This window comes from Enterovibrio paralichthyis, from assembly GCF_019209835.1.
GTDB lineage: Bacteria > Pseudomonadota > Gammaproteobacteria > Enterobacterales > Vibrionaceae > Enterovibrio > Enterovibrio paralichthyis.
The window spans coordinates 150,485-172,525 of record NZ_JAHUTS010000006.1 but is presented as its reverse complement, the minus strand read 5'-3'; the positions used below and the strand labels follow the sequence as shown (position 1 = coordinate 172,525).

At 47.7% G+C, this 22,041-nt stretch carries 23 protein-coding genes; 12 read left to right on the top strand and 11 right to left on the bottom strand.

Features of this window, described 5'->3' with window-relative positions:
* The first annotated feature begins 98 nt into the window (after positions 1-98).
* From KU854_RS09800 to KU854_RS24850, 5 genes are all read left to right on the top strand, one after another.
* Positions 99-425: a hypothetical protein gene (locus tag KU854_RS09800; RefSeq protein WP_255555502.1), complete on the top strand. Its 327-nt coding sequence runs from the start codon at positions 99-101 to the stop codon at positions 423-425.
* Between the two features lie 255 nt (positions 426-680).
* Complete coding sequence (locus KU854_RS09795; RefSeq protein ID WP_218358335.1) at positions 681-1,175, top strand: hypothetical protein; 495 nt, start codon at positions 681-683, stop codon at positions 1,173-1,175.
* A 427-nt stretch (positions 1,176-1,602) separates the two neighbouring features.
* The gene (locus tag KU854_RS09790) at positions 1,603-2,352 is read left to right on the top strand and encodes an HAD-IA family hydrolase (protein WP_218358334.1); all 750 of its coding nucleotides are present in this window, start codon (positions 1,603-1,605) and stop codon (positions 2,350-2,352) included.
* A gap of 234 nt (positions 2,353-2,586) precedes the next feature.
* Entirely contained in the window at positions 2,587-2,736 is a 150-nt protein-coding gene (locus tag KU854_RS09785; RefSeq protein WP_218358333.1) for a hypothetical protein, read from the top strand.
* 80 nt (positions 2,737-2,816) lie between these two features.
* The gene (locus KU854_RS24850; protein ID WP_255555501.1) at positions 2,817-2,942 is read left to right on the top strand and encodes a hypothetical protein; all 126 of its coding nucleotides are present in this window, start codon (positions 2,817-2,819) and stop codon (positions 2,940-2,942) included.
* Positions 2,943-2,984: 42 nt separating this feature from the next.
* Here KU854_RS24850 and KU854_RS09780 read toward each other — a convergent pair whose 3' ends face one another.
* Positions 2,985-3,332: a DsrE family protein gene (locus tag KU854_RS09780; protein ID WP_218358332.1), complete on the bottom strand. Its 348-nt coding sequence runs from the start codon at positions 3,330-3,332 to the stop codon at positions 2,985-2,987.
* A 259-nt stretch (positions 3,333-3,591) separates the two neighbouring features.
* Here KU854_RS09780 and KU854_RS09775 point away from each other — a divergent pair, with 259 nt between their 5' ends.
* Positions 3,592-4,221, top strand: a complete 630-nt coding sequence (locus KU854_RS09775) for a hypothetical protein (RefSeq protein WP_218358331.1) — start codon at positions 3,592-3,594, stop codon at positions 4,219-4,221.
* A gap of 48 nt (positions 4,222-4,269) precedes the next feature.
* Here the strand turns inward: KU854_RS09775 and KU854_RS09770 are convergent, their stop codons facing one another.
* Positions 4,270-4,779, bottom strand: coding sequence for a MerR family transcriptional regulator (locus KU854_RS09770; RefSeq protein WP_218358330.1), 510 nt, complete (start codon positions 4,777-4,779; stop codon positions 4,270-4,272).
* A gap of 142 nt (positions 4,780-4,921) precedes the next feature.
* Complete coding sequence (gene speG, locus KU854_RS09765) at positions 4,922-5,449, bottom strand: spermidine N1-acetyltransferase (protein ID WP_218358329.1); 528 nt, start codon at positions 5,447-5,449, stop codon at positions 4,922-4,924.
* 483 nt (positions 5,450-5,932) lie between these two features.
* Here speG and KU854_RS09760 point away from each other — a divergent pair, with 483 nt between their 5' ends.
* The 4 genes from KU854_RS09760 to KU854_RS09745 all read left to right on the top strand — a co-directional run bounded on the left by KU854_RS09760 (position 5,933) and on the right by KU854_RS09745 (position 9,827).
* Positions 5,933-6,595 (top strand): helix-turn-helix transcriptional regulator, encoded by a 663-nt coding sequence (locus KU854_RS09760; RefSeq protein ID WP_218358328.1) that lies wholly within the window; start codon positions 5,933-5,935, stop codon positions 6,593-6,595.
* A 25-nt stretch (positions 6,596-6,620) separates the two neighbouring features.
* A complete protein-coding gene (locus KU854_RS09755) occupies positions 6,621-7,004 on the top strand; it encodes a RidA family protein (RefSeq protein ID WP_218358327.1) in 384 nt (127 codons plus the stop codon).
* A gap of 26 nt (positions 7,005-7,030) precedes the next feature.
* The gene (locus KU854_RS09750) at positions 7,031-8,443 is read left to right on the top strand and encodes a cation:dicarboxylate symporter family transporter (RefSeq protein ID WP_218358325.1); all 1,413 of its coding nucleotides are present in this window, start codon (positions 7,031-7,033) and stop codon (positions 8,441-8,443) included.
* Positions 8,444-8,504: 61 nt separating this feature from the next.
* Positions 8,505-9,827 (top strand): CoA-disulfide reductase, encoded by a 1,323-nt coding sequence (locus KU854_RS09745; protein ID WP_218358323.1) that lies wholly within the window; start codon positions 8,505-8,507, stop codon positions 9,825-9,827.
* 382 nt (positions 9,828-10,209) lie between these two features.
* On the opposite strand, the gene KU854_RS09740 is transcribed toward KU854_RS09745, so the two are convergent.
* Positions 10,210-11,292, bottom strand: coding sequence for a RelA/SpoT domain-containing protein (locus tag KU854_RS09740; protein WP_218358321.1), 1,083 nt, complete (start codon positions 11,290-11,292; stop codon positions 10,210-10,212).
* Between the two features lie 483 nt (positions 11,293-11,775).
* Here KU854_RS09740 and KU854_RS09735 point away from each other — a divergent pair, with 483 nt between their 5' ends.
* Both KU854_RS09735 and KU854_RS09730 read left to right on the top strand, forming a co-directional pair.
* Positions 11,776-13,989: an AAA family ATPase gene (locus KU854_RS09735; protein WP_218358319.1), complete on the top strand. Its 2,214-nt coding sequence runs from the start codon at positions 11,776-11,778 to the stop codon at positions 13,987-13,989.
* Between the two features lie 363 nt (positions 13,990-14,352).
* A complete protein-coding gene (locus tag KU854_RS09730; RefSeq protein WP_218358318.1) occupies positions 14,353-15,693 on the top strand; it encodes a helix-turn-helix domain-containing protein in 1,341 nt (446 codons plus the stop codon).
* A 63-nt stretch (positions 15,694-15,756) separates the two neighbouring features.
* On the opposite strand, the gene KU854_RS24845 is transcribed toward KU854_RS09730, so the two are convergent.
* From KU854_RS24845 to KU854_RS09700, 7 genes are all read right to left on the bottom strand, one after another.
* A complete protein-coding gene (locus KU854_RS24845; protein WP_255555500.1) occupies positions 15,757-16,233 on the bottom strand; it encodes a DUF2141 domain-containing protein in 477 nt (158 codons plus the stop codon).
* Positions 16,234-16,308: 75 nt separating this feature from the next.
* On the bottom strand, positions 16,309-17,319 hold the full coding sequence (gene opgC / locus KU854_RS24840) for an OpgC domain-containing protein (protein WP_255555499.1): 1,011 nt from the start codon (positions 17,317-17,319) through the stop codon (positions 16,309-16,311).
* 139 nt (positions 17,320-17,458) lie between these two features.
* Positions 17,459-17,956, bottom strand: coding sequence for a P-loop nucleotide/nucleoside kinase family protein (locus KU854_RS09720; RefSeq protein ID WP_218358316.1), 498 nt, complete (start codon positions 17,954-17,956; stop codon positions 17,459-17,461).
* A 31-nt stretch (positions 17,957-17,987) separates the two neighbouring features.
* Positions 17,988-18,476, bottom strand: coding sequence for a hypothetical protein (locus KU854_RS09715; RefSeq protein WP_218358315.1), 489 nt, complete (start codon positions 18,474-18,476; stop codon positions 17,988-17,990).
* Positions 18,460-18,795 (bottom strand): hypothetical protein, encoded by a 336-nt coding sequence (locus KU854_RS09710; protein ID WP_218358314.1) that lies wholly within the window; start codon positions 18,793-18,795, stop codon positions 18,460-18,462. The genes KU854_RS09715 and KU854_RS09710 overlap by 17 nt, the downstream gene beginning before the upstream one ends.
* Positions 18,796-19,040: 245 nt before the next feature.
* Positions 19,041-21,026 (bottom strand): alkyl/aryl-sulfatase, encoded by a 1,986-nt coding sequence (locus tag KU854_RS09705; protein ID WP_218358312.1) that lies wholly within the window; start codon positions 21,024-21,026, stop codon positions 19,041-19,043.
* Between the two features lie 105 nt (positions 21,027-21,131).
* Positions 21,132-22,040, bottom strand: a complete 909-nt coding sequence (locus KU854_RS09700) for a LysR family transcriptional regulator (protein ID WP_218358311.1) — start codon at positions 22,038-22,040, stop codon at positions 21,132-21,134.
* Between the last annotated feature and the right edge of the window lies 1 nt (position 22,041).

The window sequence follows — 22,041 nt, the reverse complement described above, 5'->3', positions numbered from 1 at the left end:
CATAAGTGAGACAGATAGTGACGCAGATCAAATTATTCTTTAGTCATGCAACACAAACCGTGTGGCGACTTAATTCCTTAATATCTAAGGAGGACAGCATGAAAAGCGCAAAAGAGTTTGCAGCCTGGCTGATAGAGAGGTTTGATTCACAGGCCAACGTTTGGCTGACACGGCGGGACATTACCGAGTTAACCAGCAGGCAGTCACTGCGGAGTGAGTTTATTCATGACGTGCACTGCGAGCTAATGAGCTTCGGTCGCGGCCTGATAGCCGACATTAAAAATGACCGTTACTACATGGTGTCACTGAGTGAAACCTACTGGAAAGATGTGGGTGATATCTACGCCAAACCCCTTCCCGCGATGAAAGCGCGTCAGGCTGATCCCGCACCATTGATCCGGGCGTTTCAAAAGCAAACTTCTTGATCTGCCTTTCTATTTTCCTTTTTTATTCAGCCCGCTGTTGGCGGGTTTTTTTGCCTCCAACATTAAATCACCTAATGAACTTTCCGCGACTAAATGCCTGCCCGTTGATTCCGACAATTGACGCCCGCGGCCTGCATTGCAGGCTATTTATTGCACAAACAGTTTGAGTTCAAAATAAATCCCCACTTTTAAGGTTGAATTAAAAACACTGTTCAATAGAATGGCGGACTCTTATTGGTAAGATGGATATTATTCATGAGAAATATAACAACCAACATTTTGCAAACACACACGTTGAAAACCATGCTCGTTGCTCTCACACTCCTTGTGACAGGCTGTTCCAGCATCGTCAATGGCTCCACACAGCAGTTATCAGTGAAAGCGACGCCTGAACAGGCACATATCCGTCTGCTGACCGCTAACGGCGATTTGCTCAAAGAGCAGCAAGGGAGCCTGACCTACTTGATGAAGCGCCACACCGGCTACTTCGAAGGGGCGGAGTACAAGCTGGAAGTGGGGTATGACGGTTACCAAAGCCAGTCCATCGAACTCATGCCAACCACCAGTGGCTGGTATCTGGCGGGCAACCTGTTTTTTGGTGGTTTGATTGGCTGGCTGGTGGTTGATCCGCTCACTGGCGGTATGTGGGTGATTGAAGCCAGCAACCAGCAGGAGACCGATGCGCTGAATGTAACCCTGCTGAAAATGGCTTCTCCCGAAATGATGGAAAACGCCGTTAAAGTTAACTGATCCCGACTTTTTGTACCGCCTCAGAAACTGTAAAGTGGCGGTACAATTTTCACCACATGCCTGCCTGTAAAATTTGAACCTGTCTCGAAAGTGAGCGCCTTATCAATATTTTTAAAAAAATATATATCGCTATATTTCAGAGTCTTAACTTCATTTACTTATGAGCGAAAGCAAAGATCAACGAGATAGATACTGTGCGGTATACGCACCTGGTTTGATTTTCCACTGTCTCTGCTAAATTAGAAAGACGACGTTTTTATCGCCAACTGCCGCCTTCCTTTTTGCAGCTGAAAACGTCGCTGTGATTCCATAAAGCAGTGCATTTTCAGATACAACGCCTTCAAAAACTGACAGGGATGACACCGATAATGTCGCCGGATTGACGCCGGTTCTCGCACACTAACTCATCATCAAACTGGAGTAGCCTATGTTGACAGCAACAGAGGTTAAAGCTGTTGTTTTCGAACTGGACGGAACCTTGGTAGATACCGCTGCTGATGTCCGTCATGCTGCTGAAGAAATGCTGACCGATCTTACCCTGCCCAGCCTGCATGCAAAGCATGTCAGCGACTGGATGGGAGATGGCACAGACAAACTCATACATCGCATATTGTCCCGCAAAATCGATGGCGTCGTGCCAGATCCGGTTTTCCGTCTCGGCAGTGCGCTGTTTTTGAAAGCTTACCAACGACGCAACCATGCGAAAGCTGCCCTTTATCCGGGCGTCGAAGCCTGTTTACGTCAACTGACAAGAAAAAAAGTGCCGATGGTGGTTGTCACCAATCAGGCAACGTCACTGGCAAACGAACTGCTGACCCGGCTTGGGATCCGCAGCCACTTTTCACTGATATTGGGGCGTGATGCCTTGCAGGAGCCTAAGCCTTCGCCGGATGGTTTGCTGGAGGCCGCCCTGTTGCTGCATCTTAACCCCGAGCAGTTGATGGTGGTTGGCGGAAGCGTAAACGATGTAAACGCGGCAAGGGCAGCAGGGTGCGGCGTGGTTTGTGTCAGCCATGGCTACAACTATGGCGTGGACATCCGCCATGCAGCGCCTGATCTCGTCCTCGAATCGCTGGCAGAACTGCCCGCCTATCTGGAAACTGAAAAACCACAACCGACAAAAGCGCGAACACGGCGATCGTATCCCTCTTTCCCTTCGTTGAGAGAAAAGCGCTGAAAGGCGCTTTTTTCACATCTGACTGAATAAACACCACTTTGATGCGTTCAATGTGAGTTAACGCAAGCTACTGTAATGGAGTGTAAATCCGATATTCCCCCCACAGAACACGCCTTAAGATGCCGCCATTGATAACAACGAAGCGCCAATCAATCCGCCTTCATTAGTCATTTTTATCACCGTTGGTGGAAGGCAATTTGCGCGAAATATGGATAGGCACTTCGGGGATTGCACATGTCGACCAAGACAACAAAACAAGAAAAACCGTTTGGCGTAAAAGGGTTCATCAAGGCGCTGTTGGATTTTCCTCCGTATCTCTATTTTCCGGTCAAACTGAATCAGCCAAAAGAGCCAGATACACAGAAATCCAATGTAGCGAACTGACGACATAAACAAGCAGAAATAGGTAATGAGTAGCCCGCTACCCAAGGGGCTTGCTGTAATCAATGGTAAGGAAAAGAGACATGAAAAAACTGTTAATCGGTGTACTGGTGCTGGTGGGTGTAATGGGAACGGCGCATGCCCTGGACATGCACCTTATGCAGGACTGGCATCTGCCGGGCGTATCATTTTTTGGGTGCGGTCACTAACAGAAAAGTGCCACGCGAGTGGCACTTTCTGGCAAACGCCCTTCAAGGCTTGATGTACGCAAAGCCCTCAGATTGCCTTGCCACCAGATACAGCACGCCTACAGGCACCTCCTGCACAAAATCAGGCAGCGCTGCCAAATCAATATTCTGCGCTTTCATCGAATTGCGGCAAACGTGGATCTTCGCCCCTGCTTTGTTCAGGGCGTCCAGCTCTTTCTGGTAATCGTTCTGGCTACTCCCGTCAAACACCGCGACAGCAGCACCATTAACCAGTACCGCGATATTTGAAGACTCCATATTCACCACTGGCAGAGTGTTCTGAAGGTTAGAAATGACTTGTGGCCATTTCTCAAACTCATTGATATGAAAGACAACATTGATACTTTGCACGCTAGCTCCCCGACTATTGTTTTGAACATAAGGTTAAGTTTAGAAGCAATTACGGGCATGGTGCTGATTGTTAAGGCTACCTGATAACCTTGGAGGTAACGGTATGCAATCAAATTGTATCCAATTTAGACACGATGAAAATGCAAAATTCATGCGTTACGTTCTGCGAATAACCGCACGCAGATAAATGCCTCGCCTTGCAAATCAATCCATATAATTCCTGTGGTGAAATTTAGACAAGTCATCAGGGAGAAGATGAATGCGAGAAGTGGAAACCATTAACTTTAATCGGGTCGAAGTAAAACTTGCAGGTACGGATGACCCACTAGCAACGCAAATATCTTGGAACCCCGCTAAATCAGGCGGTGCAAACTTTAAAACGCAGAAGATAGTTGATTCTAATGAGCGTATCACTATTCAACGAAGTGTAAGGGCAACCCTGTTTTATATGGTTTTTGTCATTCCAGGTTTGTTTGCCATTCTTGTCGGTGTGCCATACTTCTTCCAACAAGGCGATATGATCCCAACAGTTTTCGCCTTGATTTGGGGACTCTTATTTGGCGGAGGGGGCGTATATGCCATTAAAAAAAGCAAACCTTTCGCGATAGACAAACGCAAGGGGCTCTATTTCTTTGGAAATGAATACCCGTCAGCACAGCAGCCAAATCCAATGGAATTTGGTTCAGTGAAGAATATACATGCTATTCAGTTGCTCACAGAACGAATCAGATCAGATTCTAACTCCTTCAACAGCTTTGAAATGAATCTGGTTTTTAAGGATGGTCAGCGCCTAAACATAATGGATAGCGGTGATGCTCAGGAAGTAAGATACGCCGCTAAAATTATCGGTACACACTTGAACATTCCCATCTGGGAAGCCAGCTATTAAGCGTTTTTAAGCATACTCGCCGCGATGGCGAGTATGCTTTCCCTCTCTTTACAAAGCGCGGATCCTGACTATTTCATCCTGCGCGATGCCGAGCGATTCCAGAAACTTCTGATGTTCCTCCGGCTCCATCTGCTCAAACGTCTGATGCCATTTGACCATGTCATTTTCACTGAAGCCTGAGGCAGCCATGATTTGAGTCCAGCGTTCTTTGTTCACGATGTTTTCCTCCAGTAGATAGGGTTCCTGCAGCAGCGCAACAATGGCTTTTTGTTGCGCTTTCAGAACCTGAATTTCACGCTCCAAAGCGTTGAAGTGGGCTTTCAGGATCTGCGGCTGCGTTTGCGCTTTCTGCGAAATCAGTGACTTTATGCTGGCGATGGGTAAGCCATATGCCCGGTAAGCGACAATATCACCCAGCAGCGACACTTCCTTTTCGCCATACCAGCGATAGCCATTCTCTGATCGGCAGGACGGCGTCAGTAACCCTTCACGCTCGTAGTAAAGCAAGGTGGCGCGCGAGATACCGAACTGTCGGGCAAGTTGTGTCACTGTAAGCATGAAAATCCCCTTTTTCGCTGAAAGTGATTTCATCGTGGACCCTGATCTAATAGACGGGTCAAGGAACATTGTTGGCGTTGGCGGTGAAAAAGAAAAGGGCCTCCCAATGGGAAGCCCTTGTCGGAATCAGCGATATGGCGTTTTACTTCTTGCCACGATTTTGCAGGTACGCATCTTGGAGGATATACATGCGCTTCACGTCGCAGTATTCACCGTTAACGAAAATATCCTGCACCAGATGTCCTTCCTCGATGAAGCCGCAATCTTCGTAAAGGTGGATCGCTTTTTCGTTGTTCACCGCCACGCTCAGATACACCTTATGCAGGTTCAGAATCGTGAAAGCGTAGTTCAGCGCTTTGTTGATCAGGGTGCGCGCATAGCCACATCCCTGGAAATCAGGCGCGATGATGATTTGGAATTCTGCCTTGCGGTGAATCGAATCGATTTCAACCAGCTCCACCAGACCGACAGATTGCTTGTCGCTGTTTTCAGCAATAAAGCGTCGCTCGTTATTGTCGTGGATGTGCTTGCGGAACAACTCTTCCAGTTCGTAGTAGGACTCATAAGGCTCTTCGAACCAATAAGACATAATCGAGCGGTTGTTGTTCAGTTGGTGAATAAAACGAAGGTCAGTTTGCTCTAGCGCGCGGAGTCGGATTTCATTATCCATGTTACTTTCCATTAACAGGTGATGTTAGATTTATTGACACAAATAATTGGCTTTTACGTCATGGAAGGAACATATCACCATTAAATCCATCGTAGAAATGAAATATTGATGGATTGTGCTGAATGGTGAACAACTGTGCAATGCAACCTCTGGCGTCAAACCCGACAGCCAAGCCCCCGCCGTGTCCGACCTTTCTCTGCTTTTATAAGCCTACATTTCGTGAGGTTACTCGCGAATTTAAACAGTAGTGCTTCCGGGGATGCAGAAATACACAATTCATGATCTGGTTTATAAAATTAAATCAAAAGTGAACTTTCAGTGAGAGGAATATCAATAAACCCAAAGTGTAAATCGGAATGAATTTTGACCAAAGTAACACTTTGTGTGTCATTTCAGTTTACTAAAGGTAACTATGGCTATTGATGATATGTAAACCCGTGCGTAAAGTGGCGGCATTAAAGTTTACATTTGTTGACCAAGGCCATGCAGGTAAAGCAAGTTAAGTTTACGCAACTGGACAGGGAACACCTTGCTCGATACTTCCGTGTCGCAGACACGATTGCCGATCTTATCGGCCCACACTGCGAAGTGGTGATCCACTCGTTTGAAAGCCTCGAACATTCCGTCGTGAAAATCGTCAATGGTCACCATACCGGCCGGAAACTGGGTTCACCTGTCACGGATCTTGGCCTGCAGATGTGGCGTGAATTTGAAAAAACCGGGCAGGTTTCGCCGAAAAGTTATTTCACCAATGCCGCAGATGGATCGTTATTAAAATCAACCACCTGTATTTTGGCGGGTGATAACGATAAGCCTATTGGTATGTTGTGCATCAACATGAACCTGTCGTTTCCGTTCCCGGAAATTATCAAAACACTGATGCCGGATTGTTCACCGAACAGTTTTGTCAGTGAAAGCTTTTGCAACAACGTGCAGGACGTCATTACCAAGGCGCTCAATGCCGCGATTGCGGAGGTTGATACTGACGCCTCCATCACACCGAAAATTCGCAACAAAGCGATCATCCGCCGCCTGTATGACAACGGTATGTTTGAGCTGAAAGAGACCACGGCGCACGTGGCGGAATCGCTCCATATAAGCCGACAGGCGGTTTACAAATTCTTACGGGAATTCAAATCTGAGTAATTTCTTTTTTATCAGGAGTTAAGTAGTGAAAGAAATCATCGCCACAGCCAAGGCGCCGGAAGCCATCGGCCCTTATTCACAAGGTACGGGCTTTAATGGCCTGGTTTATACCTCAGGCCAACTGCCGTTAGATCCGCAAACCATGCAGTTTGCTGAAGGCGGCATCGAAGCGCAGGCGCGCCAATCGCTGGAAAACCTGAAAGCGGTATTGGAAGCGGGCGGTGCCGGTATTGATACCGTCATCAAAACCACCTGTTTCCTGGCTGACATGGAACACTTCGCGGCATTCAATGAAATCTACACCAGCGTATTCGGCACAGAAAATGCGCCAGCCCGCTCTTGTGTAGAAGTTTCACGCCTGCCGAAAGACGCACTGGTTGAAATTGAAGCGGTTGCATATCGCAAGTAATTGCTGAGATCGATAAGGAGTATCTCATGAGCTTTACGTTTATTGCTTTGTGTTCCATTTTTCTTGGCTTTTACGCCCTTCTTTCTAACTTTAAAAAGCAGAAAAAAAGCTTCAACTTCCGCGTACTGACTGCGCTGGTGTGTGGCTTGCTGTTCGGTGGTGCAATTCAGCTGACGCTGGGCTTTGGCAGTGAAAGTGTTGCCGGTTTCTCAGAGTTTATCTCTGTGTTCGGCAAGGGCTACATCAAGCTGCTGCAGATGATTGTTATCCCGCTGGTTTTCGTGGCGATGATCTCGTCCATCATGAACGTGGATGGCGGCGGTGCGCTGTCTAAAATCGCACCGAAAATCATCGGTATCCTGATTTTCACCGTGTCAATTTCCGCCATTGTTGGTGTAGCGAGCATCTACCTGTTCGGCATCGATGCCAACGCGCTGATTTCATCGGTGGGTACTAACGATTCGATTATCGCGCGTGGTGAGGCAGTGGTCAGCACCCAGAACGCAATGGCAAGCAAAGGCCTGTCTGGTCTGGTGCTGTCTATCATCCCAGCCAACATCTTCGACATGCTGACCGGTTCACAGCGTACTTCCACGCTTTCAACCGTGCTGTTCGGCATGTTCCTGGGTTACAGCATCCTGCAGGTGAAAAAGCGCAAGCCTGAGAAAGTGCAGAGCTTTGTTGATTTCATCAACGCAGCGAAAGAAGTCGTGCTGTCAATGGTGCGTGAAATCCTGAAGTTGACACCATACGGTGTATTCGCACTGATGACCTCGTTCATGATGACCAACGACCTGTTCGCACTGGCAGAGATGGGTCGCTTCCTGGTGGCTAGCTACGTGGCTATCGGCGTGATGTTCGCGATTCACTTCATCATGGTGGGCATGTTCGGCCTGTCACCAGCGAAGTTCATGAAGAAAACATGGCCTGTACTGGTGTTCGGTTTCGGCTCGCGCTCAAGTATGGCGGCGATTCCATTGAACGTGGAAACCCAAACCCAGCGTCTGGGTGTGGATGAAGAAACTGCCAACATGTCAGCGACTTTCGGTACCAGTATCGGCCAGAACGGTTGTGCGGGTATCTACCCAGCCATGCTGGCAATCATGGCCGCGCAGGTAATGGGTCTGGACGTTGACCTTGCCTTTATCCTGCAACTGACCGCAGTGATCGCGATTGCTTCATTCGGTATTGCCGGTGTGGGCGGTGGCGCAACATTCGCAGCGGTAGCGGTATTGACCATCATGGGTCTGGATATCACCGTCGTAGCGATTCTGGTCTCCATCGAAGCACTGATTGATATGGCGCGTACTGCCCTGAATATCTCAGGCTCCATGCTTTCCGGTGTGGTGACGGCCAAGACCAATGGCTCGCTCAACCTTGAGCAATACAACGCTGAGGTGACGGGTAAGTCATCTGGCGACAGCGAAGCCATCGCATAAAAAATAACAAAAATATCAGAGGCTCCCTTCACGGGAGCCTTAAACGTACAAGGTAAATAGAATGAAAATTGTTGTCGTTGGCGGTAACGCCGCTGGAATGAGCTTTGCGGCCAAATACAAACGTAACCAACCTTCAGATGAAGTGATTGTTATCGAGAAAAGAAGCTATATCTCGTTTGGTGGCTGTGGCCTGCCGTACTTTGTCGGCGACATGTTTGAAGACACAGACCGCATGATTTCCCGCACCCCGGAGCAGGCAATCCAATCGGGTCTGGATGTGCGCGTGAATACAGAAGTGACCGCACTGGACAGCCAGAACAAAACCCTGACCCTGCGCCACGAAGGCGGTGAAGAGACTCTGGGTTACGACAAACTGATTATTTGCACCGGAGCGCGTCCAATCGTGCCGGCGTTTGGTGAATACAACACCCGTAATGTGTTTACCCTGACCAGCATGGAAGACGGCCTGGCGCTGAAAGAGGCGTTCCAGCAAGCGTCAAACCAGCGTATCTGCATTATCGGTGGTGGCTTTATCGGCCTTGAAGTGTTCGATGCGGCGCATCACCTTGGCAAGCAAGTGACCCTGATTGAGCGCGAAGCGCACGTCATGAGCCGTCAGTTCAGCCCAGAGTCCATCACCCTGGTTGAAAGTGCGATGGTCGAAGCAGGCGCTGATCTCAAACTGGGTTGCAGCGTTGAACGCATCCGCGACGCTGAAAACGGCGGGTATGTGATTGAAACCAGCCAAGGCGAAGTGGAAGCCGATGTGGTTGTATTGTCGCTGGGCTTTAAACCAAACACCGAGCAGTTTGACCTGCCAAAAGCACCGAACGGCGCGCTGGTGGTGAACGAGTTTGGTGCGACTGATGATGCCCACATCTACGCAGTGGGTGACTGTGCGCTGGTGCACCATATGGCACTGGGCGAATCTGTCTACCTGCCACTGGCAACCGTTGCCAACAAACAGGCGCGCATGATGGCTGACCACCTCGCAGGCAAAGACACCTTCTTGAAAGGCTTCCTGGGTTCATCTTGCCTGAAAGTGTTGGACTACGAACTGGCTTGCACTGGCGTGACCGAACTGATGGCACAGCAAGCAGGCATGGCGGTGAAGGTTTCAGTCATCAAAGACAAAAACCAGACCGACTACTTCCCAGGTCAGGAAGACATTCTGGTGAAGCTGGTTTACCAACCAGAAACCAAAGTGCTGCTGGGCGGCGAGATTGTCGGTAAGAAAGGCGCGGTAGGCCGCGTGAACGCACTGGCAGTCGCGATTTCAGCGGGCATGACCACAGAGCAACTGGGTTACCTGGATTTTTGCTACGCACCGCCATTCGCCCGCACCTGGGATGTACTGAACGTTGCTGGCAACGTGGCGAAGTAACCACCCAAGAAACGAATAACCATAACAGAAACACCCTACGACACAGCGCCCTCCGGGGCGCTTTTTTTGTGCGGAGGGAGCGGGGTTTGCGTGTTGGAGGCGAGCGGACTGACCGGTTTTTTGATGCTTTTATGGGGTGGTTTGGGGCAATTTTCCCTCGTCGTGGAAGTAGACAAATGCTCTTGGTTCTTTCCCCTTTTTAAGGGGGAAGTTAGATGGGGGTTTTGGCTCTTTGCGCTTCGGTTGTGCGAATTGGAAAGGGATATAAATGAATTTCAGATTGGGGAACGCGAAGTGGACGGCTTTGTTGTTCGAGAGCATTGGCTGCTAACGCAGCCAAAAGAATGCGATTGCCTATTGACCGGAGAAGGGCTCATATGTGTTAGGCTTTTTTTACCGACTTTGGTTTCACAGTTGGTCTTTTAGGTTTTTGTTCTGCTTCAGCATCAATTTGATATTGTGCTAAAAGTTTCACGAGCTGTGCGGAGGTAGTAGTTTTTCCTGACCCCGTAGAAAATCTAATAACATGTGGTTTATCAGCACTATTTTGAGTTTGAGCTTTAAGCTTCTCAACCTCAGCTTTCAAGTCCTTAACAAGATCAGCTTGAGACTGATGTTTACCATTAGATGAATCTAATTCATTAAACAATCTGTCGATTTCTGCTATATTTTTATCATTCTCTTTTTTAAAAGCTTCATTCTCTTTTTTAACCGCTTCTAGATCTCTCGCTGTCGACTCGAATTCATTCACGAGTTCTTTTACAAAAGACCCCATTTCGTCAGCACTACCTGCCAATCTATTAAATATGCGTAAAAAATAAGATATTTGTGGATTATCAGAAAAATTAGGGTATCTGATCTTATGGTCAATCTCACTCCAACCCTCTTCAAAGATAGTCCGTACCTGAACTTCTGTATAAACAATTTGGTTAAGCGGCTGAGATTCGAACACATAGTGCAATGATCTGTAACCCGCAGGATGCGGCTTAACATCAAACTGTTCAAGTTCATCCTTAGTTTCATCACCGTCTCTAACGTAGTATGTTGGCTTTTCTTTCGTATTCCATATACCACAAAGGTAGCTATCAATTTCTAAGCAATCGTCTTTAAACAAATGAAGTGCCCTTATACCGACTAAATCTGTAATTATTTCATGATAATTATCCTTGTTAATGCCGACGTAGTCGCTATTAAATGAGTTCGCATCATTAATTGTTTTCCGAACAATTTTCTCCATTAAATGCTCGGGATCTTTAACTCTCCACCTAACAGAGTGAACTTTTGAGCAGCGCTGAATTATTCTAGCAAAAAGCTCTGCCGTTTCTTTTCGTTGTTCCACCTTTGATTGGTGGTCTATTCCAATATCTCTTAACGTTTGCCACTCAATGTCGCTTGAGTTCCACTCATCAGCACTTATATTATTTTTTGCTAGAAAAGTCTCTAATTCTAAATTCTCTACTTTCATTTAATCTTCCAATAAACCTAACAATTTATCAGATCCCAATTTGGGGCATTTACCCCCGTTTTGGGATTTCTCATACATCTAATGAACACTGAAATTCAGCGTAAACACATGTTTTTAATAGGATATCATGGAGTGTATCAAAAGAGAGAATGATAAAATACGACAAAATAGACTATTTCTTTACAGCTTACGATTGGCATTAGAAAATCTATCTAAAACTCTTAAAGTGAGATTGGTAACCTCTAATGTCTGAAACAAGGGGTGGGGCATAAACGTGCCAGAACAGATCTGCCGGACACGCGTAGGAACAGTTCCGAGTTAGGGGTTGTGGTTGAGTGCGGCTATATCGGATAAGTAGAGTTTCGCGAAATTCATCTTCAAACTCGGTTGCTATTCACAGATAAGTAACCTTTGAGTTAAGTTGTGCAAGGGTAAACGCATAACACGTAGTACAATACCTTGAGTTTATTTTGGGGTAAGCACATGTTTAAAAACATAAAATCAATAAAAAACTTCGGCATTTTCAAGGATGCTAGGACCAATGGTGGCCTGCCTTTCTATCAGTTCAATCTGTTTTATGGCTTTAACTATTCAGGTAAAACAACATTATCACGTATCTTCCGTGCTATGCAGTTAGGTGAAATGCCTGAGGGGTTTGAAACTGGTTCGTTTGAAATTGATCAGCATGAAAGCATTTCAATCAAAAGCAACGCGATCAAAAAGGTTGAGAACCTACGTGTATTCAATTCAGACTACATAGCAAAGAACGTTAACTTTGATGAATCAAGTGTTAGCCCTGTTTTGATTGTTGGTGAACGCAACATCGACTTAGAAAATGAAATTCAAGAACTTGAGGCAGCTATTCCTAGCAAAGAACAAGAACGAGAAGATAATTTAAAATCAGCCGCTTGCAAAGAGAAAGAAAAGAACATAAGACTTACAACCGTTGGTCGCAATGTCACAGACTTAAACATTCTTGGAAGATCGACCTTCAATGCAGCAAGTGTAAAATCAATGCTTAGTGGTGCAACCGCTGAACATAAACTAACACCAGAACAATTAGGTGCATTCACAGATACAGCAAAAGCCACTGCCGTTGCTAGTGCGCCTAAAGCAGTAATTTCTGTTCCTGATATGACAACTGTCTTCAACGAAATCGAAGACATCTTGCGTACGTCGGTTACACAGATAACCATTGCTGAATTAGATGCAGACAAGAAATTAAGGGACTGGGTTGAAGACGGTATTGAACGTAACGAAGGCCACACGACTTGTCAGTTCTGTCAAAGTCCTATCAATCCGGCACGGTTAGAAGAACTAAATACATACTTCTCAAAGGCGTATAAAGATTTAAGTCAGCGAATTGATTCTGCTATTGAGACGGTAAAAGCAAAATCATTAACTTCCAGTATTCCTAAAACTAGCCAGTTGTACCCTGACTTACAGGCAGGATTTGATGATCTTAGAAATGAAGTTGAGTCACTGAATGAATCTTTTGATGCTGTCAAGATATCACTAATTGATTTGCTGACCGATAAAAAAGAACACATGGCTGAAGATGTCACTTTCAGTGCTTCAGATTATCCGTTGCCAGATGCAACAGAGTTAATTGAGAAATTCAATGTGCCAATCAAAGCACATAACGAAAGAGTCTCTAATCATTCAACTGAACAGCGACAAGCTATTGAAGCGATCAAGCGTCACTATGTTTATCAAGAGACGCAGGATTACGACCACCCACAAGCAGTAATAGATATCCAAGCATTTCAAGATGCAGCAAAAACATTGCAAGGTGACATAGATGCTAGGAATACACGTATCGCTGCCATCAAAGCTGAACTGAATAATACCAAGCAAGGTGCCCAAAGCCTTAATGACAACCTAAGACAGTACTTTGGCAAGACAGATATTGAAATTAAGCCGATTGATGGCACATACAAGTTCATGCGCGAAGAACGAGAAGCCAAGCACTTATCTGATGGTGAACGTACGGCTATTGCCTTTGCGTATTTCATAACTCAGCTTGAAGATGAAGCACTGAAAGATGTTAAGCCAATTGTGTATCTGGATGACCCCATCTGTAGCCTTGATTCAAACCACATTTACAACGTTCTTGGGATCATTAAAAGTAAGCTGAATCATGACCACGTAGAGCAGCTTTTTATATCTACGCATAACTTTGAATTCTTCAATCTAGTGAAGATGTGGATGTCTTACTATCGTGCAAAAGAAGGCAACCAGAAACGTTCGCAGTACTTCTTGATTAACCGTAAAGGCGATCATTCGCAAATTGACCAGTTGCCTGACTTATTAAAGAGCCATAGGTCTGAATACGCTTATCTAATCAGTAAAATCAAAGAAGCGGTCACTCAACCACAAAACTGTGACGCTATTGCTGTTCAGTCGTATGTCAGAAAGATAATGGAAGTGTATTTTTCGTTTAGGTTCAACCTGACTGATTTCAGAAAGCAAGGGACAGATCATATCGCCCCTAATTTATTGAAAGGTATTGATGACGCAGAAGTGAAGTCAAACGCCTTGTATGAGTACATGAATGAAAAGTGCCATGCCAAGTCGATAGAGCTTGGTACCCAACTTCCTGAAGCCGTACAGCCACAATTAGCGGCTATTTGGGGCATAATCTGCACTGCTATTGAAACGAATGATAAGCCACACTATGACGCTTATTTCGCTTGATTCATTCTTCGAGTTTTGAGCTCAGCCTAGAGTCAGTGATTCCTTCGCTGACTCCATGGTCGCATAAGAAAATGTAACGGAAACTGTCGAACTGATATTGATAGTGTTTGCTGTCTCAAAATCACTTTGGGACATGAACGTGCCATAGCAGGTCGACTTGGCACGAGTAAGCGCTAAACCAACCCCATCCTAACCTTCCCCTTAAAAAGGGGAAGGGACTAAAAGCTGGAGGTGCATTGGGTTTAGGGCATAAACGAGCCAATGAGAGCTGTCTCGAATCTCATACCATTACTGGTTTATCAACCTAGCTCCAATTCGCCATAGTACGCGCAGTATTTTTATTTCTATCAGTGAGTTGAAGCCGTGAGTGTTACCAGTGTCCTGTCTGTGGTTGAGGTGATAGAAAACTGCCTGCCGGAAACCCTGAGTGTTTCGGAGATCGCCAAACGATGCGGGCTGAGTCGCTCCAATCTCCAGCATCAGTTTAAAAACAAGACCGGACTGACCATCAGCCAATACCAGAGCCGACGCCTGCTTTCTCTGGCCGCTGGCGAAATTGCCAACACTGACCGGCGTATTCTGGATATCGCGCTGGATTATGGTTTTGAATCCCAGGAAGCCTTTGCCCGCGCGTTTAAGCGCTTTGCTTGGGTTGCCCCGAAAAACCTGCGTGAGCAACCGGTTTGGGCTGCCCGCGTTGAATTTCCCGCTATCGACAAAGCGGTACTGGAAAAGCTCACTTATCTGAAATCCCTGCCTTTGGTCGAGAACGCTGCCCCCGCTTCCCGCTGGGCATGTTACGGCTTTGAAGTGGACTCCCTTGCAAGGCAAGCTGATGAGATGGATTCTGCCATTTACCAAAACTTTGAAAGGTTTTATGACCAGCCTTTTGCGCGATATTTTGAAGGGCTGGGGAGCCATATCGTCGAGTTTTGGGATCACTGCCAGTTTGCTAATTCCCGTTTTCCACTGGCGATTGGTTTCGAGGTAGATGAGGAAAAAGCTATCCCACCAGAAATGGTTGAAGTGCATGTGCCGCCAAGGCGAACAATGACCATTTCGCTTCCGGGCAGTGACTACATCCGTGAAATGGGGATGTGCCTGCCTTATCGGTTAAAGGATGAATTGGGACTGAAGCTCGGTCTGCCGCCCCATTTTTGGCTTGCGAGCCCTGACTCCCGCGCGCTGCATTTTACTTTTTCGGTAGAGGACATCAGTGATGATTCACTGGATGACTTGCTGACTGCGTTTTCCGCCTCGTTGGAGACTTTGAGAGTGACGGGGCAGGAACTCGAACCGCTTTGTTTTCCGCAAGGAAAGAACTTGGGTACTCGCCGTCTTTCCACCCTGTTTAGCGAGTTTCAGGATGTATTAACGGCTGTCTCTATTCAGGATGATGGTCAGGTGATATTGGACAATATGGTGCATGGAGAAGATGCGCAGGTTCAGGGGTTTTTCACATCGCCGGAGAGCACAGAGGCGCTGTCGTTCGAGGGGTTATATTTAATCACCGAGTGGGAGGGTGACGATATCTACAGCGTCGAAAATAGGCTAGAGACGCTTTATCACGCACTCAATCACAGCCCGGCAATCTACATATCCCCGGGGTTTGAGGTGATAAGAAACCTGTCGCTGGAAAAGGGCTATTTTGCCTTTCAGTTACTGATCCCTGTCCGTTTCAGGCGGGGCAGCAGTTCGGTATAGAAGACGCCCAGTGCACAAATGGCTGCACCAGGCGACCCCAAATATCACGTCAGAAACGTTCGGTTAGAAAAGGTTCGTCAGATAGATAGTCTGGTTCTGCGCCTGGGTATGGGCGAACTTTATCTGCTCCATGTTGGGGGTTCCCTGAAGGGCAGGGTTGTTGGAAAACCCAAATCCCTCGGCGGGCAGGCCGCCAGCACCCATGGTTAACGTCATGTTCCCATCCGTGTCCTGAAACGCCATCACACCATAGTAACCTGCAGGCAGGGTATCAATCGTCACCCCGTTTTTTACTTCCTCGACAGAATACGGGCGGGCGTGGGCAGTCGGCGTACCAAATAACACATCACTTTCTTTGTAAACCAACACCATGACAGGCGCAGCGTCGTCCTTTATCTGCTCGATTTTGATGGTGAGCGGATAGTGTTCATTCTCTGCGATAGTGACAGTTTCCTGTTTGCCCGTGCCAGCCATCCCTGTCGCCAAGACGATGACGAAAATGGATGAGAGCGCCGACGCAGGCAAGATGGGAAAAGCCATAGATTTTCGAGCGTTTTGCAGCCAAGCCGCTATCCAGAGTGTCGCGGTAAGCGCGAACACTTCCGCAATGTAAAACTAAGCGTGACGCATCTTAGTCAATAACGGTGCACTGATATAAATCAGCACTGCCTGCCAGGTAAACACCTGTAGCGATTGCCTGCCGATATAGCCAAGCGGACGGAAATCGAGCAAGTTCGGTGCTTTGCGGATAATGACGGCAACCAAATAGACCCAGAGTGCGAGGTTGAGTATGCGAAGCCAACCCAGCTCGGGTTTGTCAGCCATTGAATAGAGCACACCTTGATGGATACCAAAGCTGAGAAAAGCGTGGTGATGGGCGGCAAACAAGAGACCGGAAAGCACGGCGACGACAACCGCGACGACAGGGTGATACCAAACCAGGGTGCCTTTTCGCATGAAATAGCCAATGGCAGAGCCGCCAATAAACAACAGCTGCCATGCGAACGGGTCAAAGTAACCGAACTGGACGCTGAGATCTGGCGAAATGGCATTGAAAATAGGAGCAAGCACAGTCGCTTGAATGCTATTGCTTAACGCCCAAACGCCCGTGCTCACCAGCAAAACAAGCCAAACATATCCACGGCGATACGCATAAAGCGCCAATGGCAACACCAGCATAAACATGATGTAGAGCGGCAGGATTTCCAGATAGTCCGGCTTGTTAACCAGCAACGCACTGAGGGCAACGGTCAGCAACGGAGTGTCTGTCAGGTTGTTAAAGCTGGCGCCGAATACAGACGTGAGGGAGGGTAGGAACGCGACGCAAAAGGTGAACCACAGCATCACTACAAAAAGGCTGGCAACGTGGTATTTGTAGATGGTAAATGCGCGGTGCCATACTTTACGTTTGGCTTCTCCATTGCTCAATTCGCGACGACTGTAAACCGCACCAGCCAGCAGGCCAGAGATCAATATAAAGCCTTCAGCTGCGCCAAACTGCCCCAACGGTTGCAGGGTAAAATACTGCAACGCACTTTGGCCCCCGCTTATCCAAATTAAGTGGTTGATGGTCATGATGACCAACAGCAAACCACGGATGCTATCCAATGCTGGAATGCGTTTCATAGTCTATCTCCTTGTTTTCATTTAAGGAGATTCTGCCGCAGGTAAAAACGGAAGATCTGACCGAATGTGCTGTTTGAAAAACTGACACGGAAAAACTGAGACGCAGAAGGTGCTTAGTAAAAACGAGGGCTGATTGTCTTCACCCGTTTGCGGCTACTCGCACCAGATTCAGGCCTTCACCCTCTGTAGGGGGGTCAAAATACTGAGTGACATGATGGAAAACCGCTTCGGTATCAAAGTGGGCCCGTTGCGGTTGTTCCGTCCGGCGTTTCGCGATTTGAGACAGGCACTGTTCGTCGGAAAGGTCGAGATACCAAAGTTGATGCTCGCAGTTTGTTTCGTGGCAAAGTGTCGTAAACCAGGCTCTTTGCTTTACCGTATTTGCGGGAAAGTCCATGACAACATTCACGCCTAACTTCAGAAGATTTTGCACATGACGTTTGACGAAAGGTTTGATCAGGATTGAATACTTGATGTAGTCATCAAAGGTCTGGATCTGGCCGGGATAGTGCGCAGATAGCCAGTCGTCTTCTGAAATGAGTATGGCGCTGTTTTCCGCGGCTAATGACTTGGATTTTGTCGATTTACCTGCGCCCATTTTTCCACAAAAGAAGAGCAGCTTTCCCTGATTGTCCATTTGTTACCCTCTGCGCTTATTGATGAATTCGCTACTGCTCAATTAACCCCAAGGCTTTAACGGTACCAAGAATATCGAAAGGTGTGTTGAATATTTCACTGGCGCTAAATTGCTGGAAGTCTTCACCTTCAAGTTTGTCGAGATCTTGTTGCATTTCTGGTGAATGCCAGGTTCTGTGGAGCTCAATAAAGGCAGACAGCGCCTCGATGTCTCCCGATTTCTTGGCCTGGTCATAAAGAGCCAGTACGACGTCGTACTCTTCTTTCTCTGAACACTGCTCAAGCGCTGATTGACCAACTTTTAGAATCGCCGCTTTTTTTAACTCAACCGGCAAGGAGTTAAACCAGCTATTGTCTATCTTTCCGATAATACGGTTCTTCTTGGTATTGCAAATTTCTACTCTTTCTCCGTACTTTGCCATTGCGGAAATTACTTCATCTGAAGTGTTATTGGGTAACTCTTGGGCGAACGCAGAAGTAGTCAGCAAAAACACTGATGTTAGATTAACGAGTCGCAGCACTTACACACCTCCAAAATTTTGCCTCTTCTCCATTGGAAAATATCGCTGCCTCGGTTGCGATATTATTGATCTTTGTTCTGGCGATTCTAGGCACGGCACGCATTGCTTGCCCAAATTCTTCCCAATCATGCTCTGCGATAGCTTTCAACCTACTACCGGATGACATTCGACCTGAGAATAGTTTTACCATCGGATGAGCAGACATAACGAGCGCTAAATGATCGGCGACCGTCTGTGCGTTATCAATCTGATTTATATACCTTCTCATTCGGTCGCTAATTTGGAACTCATCGATTCGACAATAATTAAACACAGACATAGTGAGACCTCGTTGTTTGTCTCTTGAATGCTAAGAGGTTCGAGGTTCTCGTCAAATAGTTACCATCTGACGCCATCAATTTTCCTATGTAACTACGTGTTAGATCGTGGGTTTATGGAAATACAAACTGCACATTTACACTGAAGCAAGGGAGTTTTGCTCTCGCTGACAGTTAAAAAGTCTTTTTGAAAGTTGAACGAAAAAGAGCCTCAACCGAGGCTCTTCGTTTATCCATTTGTAGCGAATTACTTCTGCACTTTTGGCTCGATGATGTTGAACCAGAATTCGAAGTTATCCAGCATGCCTGCGATGTCGGCCAGGGCTTTCGCGTTGCCTTCGATCTTGGCATTGCCCGCTTTCACCAACTGGCTGATCGAGGTTTTGCCCATCAGCACTTTGTTCAGTTCAGCGCGGTTGATCGTCAGGGTCATGTCTGGGTTGTCCGACTGAACGCCTTTGAGGTTGTTCAGGTGCGCGTTTTCCAGTTCAACCAAGAATTTTTCGTTCACATCCGGCAGCACGAAGTTGATGGTGTATTCCACGCCAGCCGCTTTGTCGCCGTTGAGGCGAACGCCCAGGTAATCCAGGAACAGTTCAGTGTCCATCGCTACCACGGTATCTGCACCGGCAGTTTTGGTTGCGCCAGATTTAGGCAGGCCGTGGCGAAGCTCATATGCACCCATCAGGTAGGTGTTGCGCTCACCGGCTGATTCACTTTGGTAACCCAGTTGCTCCAAGCAATCTGCCTGCAGGTAACGCGCTTGCTTGTTGCCAGGCTCAGCAAATACCGCTTTATCGACAATCTCAGCACACCAGCGGTAATCGCCAGCGTTGAAGGCGTCTTTACCCACTTTCAGCACGTTGTCCATGCCACCCATGGCTGCCACGTATTTTGGCGCAGCATCAGCCGGAGCTAGTGGGCGAAGGGTCGCTGGGTTCATGTCGAAGTAACCCAGGTATTTGTTTATCACCGCTTTGGCATTGCGGTGGTAGCTGCCGTGGTAACCGCGGTTGTACCACTCGTGTGCCAGTACGTCAGGTACGTGGAATTCGTCCTGGATTTCGTTGATGGTCACACCGTGGTTTGCCAGACGCAGCGCCTGATCGTGAATGTAGCCGTACATATCACGCTGCTTGCGCAGGAATTCGTTGATGGTGTCGTTGCCCCAGCGAGGCCATGAGTGAGACGCAAACATTACCGTCGCATCTTTCGCGTACAGGTGGATAGATTCGTTGATGTACTTGCTCCACGCTTTAGCATCACGCACTTCAGCGCCGCGCAGGGTGTAAACATTGTGCAGGCCACCCACGGTGTTTTCTGCCATCCACAGCGCATCAAACTGCGGGAAATAGGTGTTCATTTCCGCTGGCGATTCAGTGCCCGGGGTGTTCTGGAATTCCATGGTGATGCCGTCGATCACTAGGGTTTCAGTTGGTTCGGAAATCACTTTAGTCGGTGCAATCAGGCTGACTTCACCTTGTGCAACGCCTTTACCGATTGCAGCATCGACCTGACCGGTAGCCGATTTTGCCAGCGCATTACCGTATTGGTAGGTCACACGGCGGGACATGGCGTTACCCGCCAGCACGTTTTCTGCCACTGCATGGTGCAGGAAGCCTTTTGGCGCGATGATTTGCACTTCGCCGCTGTCTGCCTGCTCCTGGGTCACGATACCCTTCACGCCGCCGAAGTGATCAGCGTGCGCGTGGCTGTAAACCACGGCTTTCACCGGACGTTCGCCCAGCTCTTTGTTCACGAATTCCAGTGCAGCCTTTGCGGTTTCTGGTACTGTCAGAGGATCGAAAACGATCCAGCCTGTGTCGCCCTGAACAAACGTGATGTTGGCAAGATCGTAGCCACGAACCTGGTAAATGCGGTCGGTCACTTTGTACAGGCCGTGGTGCATGTTCAGTTGTGCCTGACGCTGAAGGCTTGGGTGAATACTGTCGTAGTTTTTTCCATCCAGCAGGAAGCTGTAGTTACCCAGTTCCCACACCACTTTGCCTTGTGCGTTTTTGATTTCGAGGTTGTCTTGCTGGGCGATGAAGCCTTTTTCGACCAGTTTGAAATCTTCTTTGTCGGCAAAAGGCAGGGTTTCACGCTGCTCAGCGGCAAATGCTTGTGTGGTTTCGCTTGGGGCTTTGGTTTCTGAAGTGAATGAATGCGCAGAAACAGGAGATGCCGCTGCAACCAGCAGGGCTAAAAGCGTTGGTTTACATACTGTTTTCATGAGGTATCTCTTCTTGTATGTCGAAAGGAAGCGCTGACAACAATAGGAGAGAACAGCACGAAGAACGATTCGCCCCGCGATAATCAATAATTAAGTAATGCTTAACTATTTTTGGTTGAGAATATCTTCGACAAGATCGCGTAGCCAGATCAGCCCTTCATCGTGTTGCTTGGCTTTGTGCCAGCAAACGAAGGTGGGAACAGGACGGATCGAAAAGGGCAGGGGTTGGATCGTCAGCCCGAGTTTTTCTGCCCACATATCGGCCAAGCGTTTGGGGGTGAAGCAGAGCAGATCAGTGACGGATGCCGTTGCCATCAGGTTGAGCATAGAGTCGCTTTGGTAGTGCACTTTGCGCGCAGGTAATGGCTGATCAACCAGGTTGGAAAACATGTAGTTACCGAAGCGGCGGCTTGTCAGCGCGGTGTGTTTTTCGGCAAAAAACTGCTGAAAAGTCAGCTCGCCTTTAATGCGAGGATGGTTCTTTGCAAACACCACCACCAAGGCTTCTTCCGTCACTTGTGAGGTGATCACGGATGGATGGCTTACCGGCAGGGAGGAGAGAAAAAGATCCGCTTCCCGTTCGCTTAACACCTGACTGGGTGTGAAGTGGTTATCTTCATAAGGCCTTAAATTGACGGTGATATTCGGTGCAATATCACTTAGCTTTTGTAGAAGCTGGGGAAGCACCACCAAGTCAAAATAGGCATGGCCGCCAATCACAAATTCACGGGTACTGGTGGCAGGATCAAAACTGGCGTTGGTTTCCAGCCCAAAGCGGATCGCGCTTAACCCTTCAGAGACATGCTTGTGCATGTTGAGCGCGTATTGTGTGGGTTGCAAACCCCGCCCTTGGCGAACAAACAACGGTTCACCGACCTGTTCACGCAACCGGGAAAGGTTCTGGCTGACTGCAGCTGAAGTCATGTTGAGTTTGTCGGCGGCTTTGCCCACAGCACCGAGAGTCATCACGGCATCGAACACAGTGAGAAGGTTAAGATCGTAATCGCGCAGCATG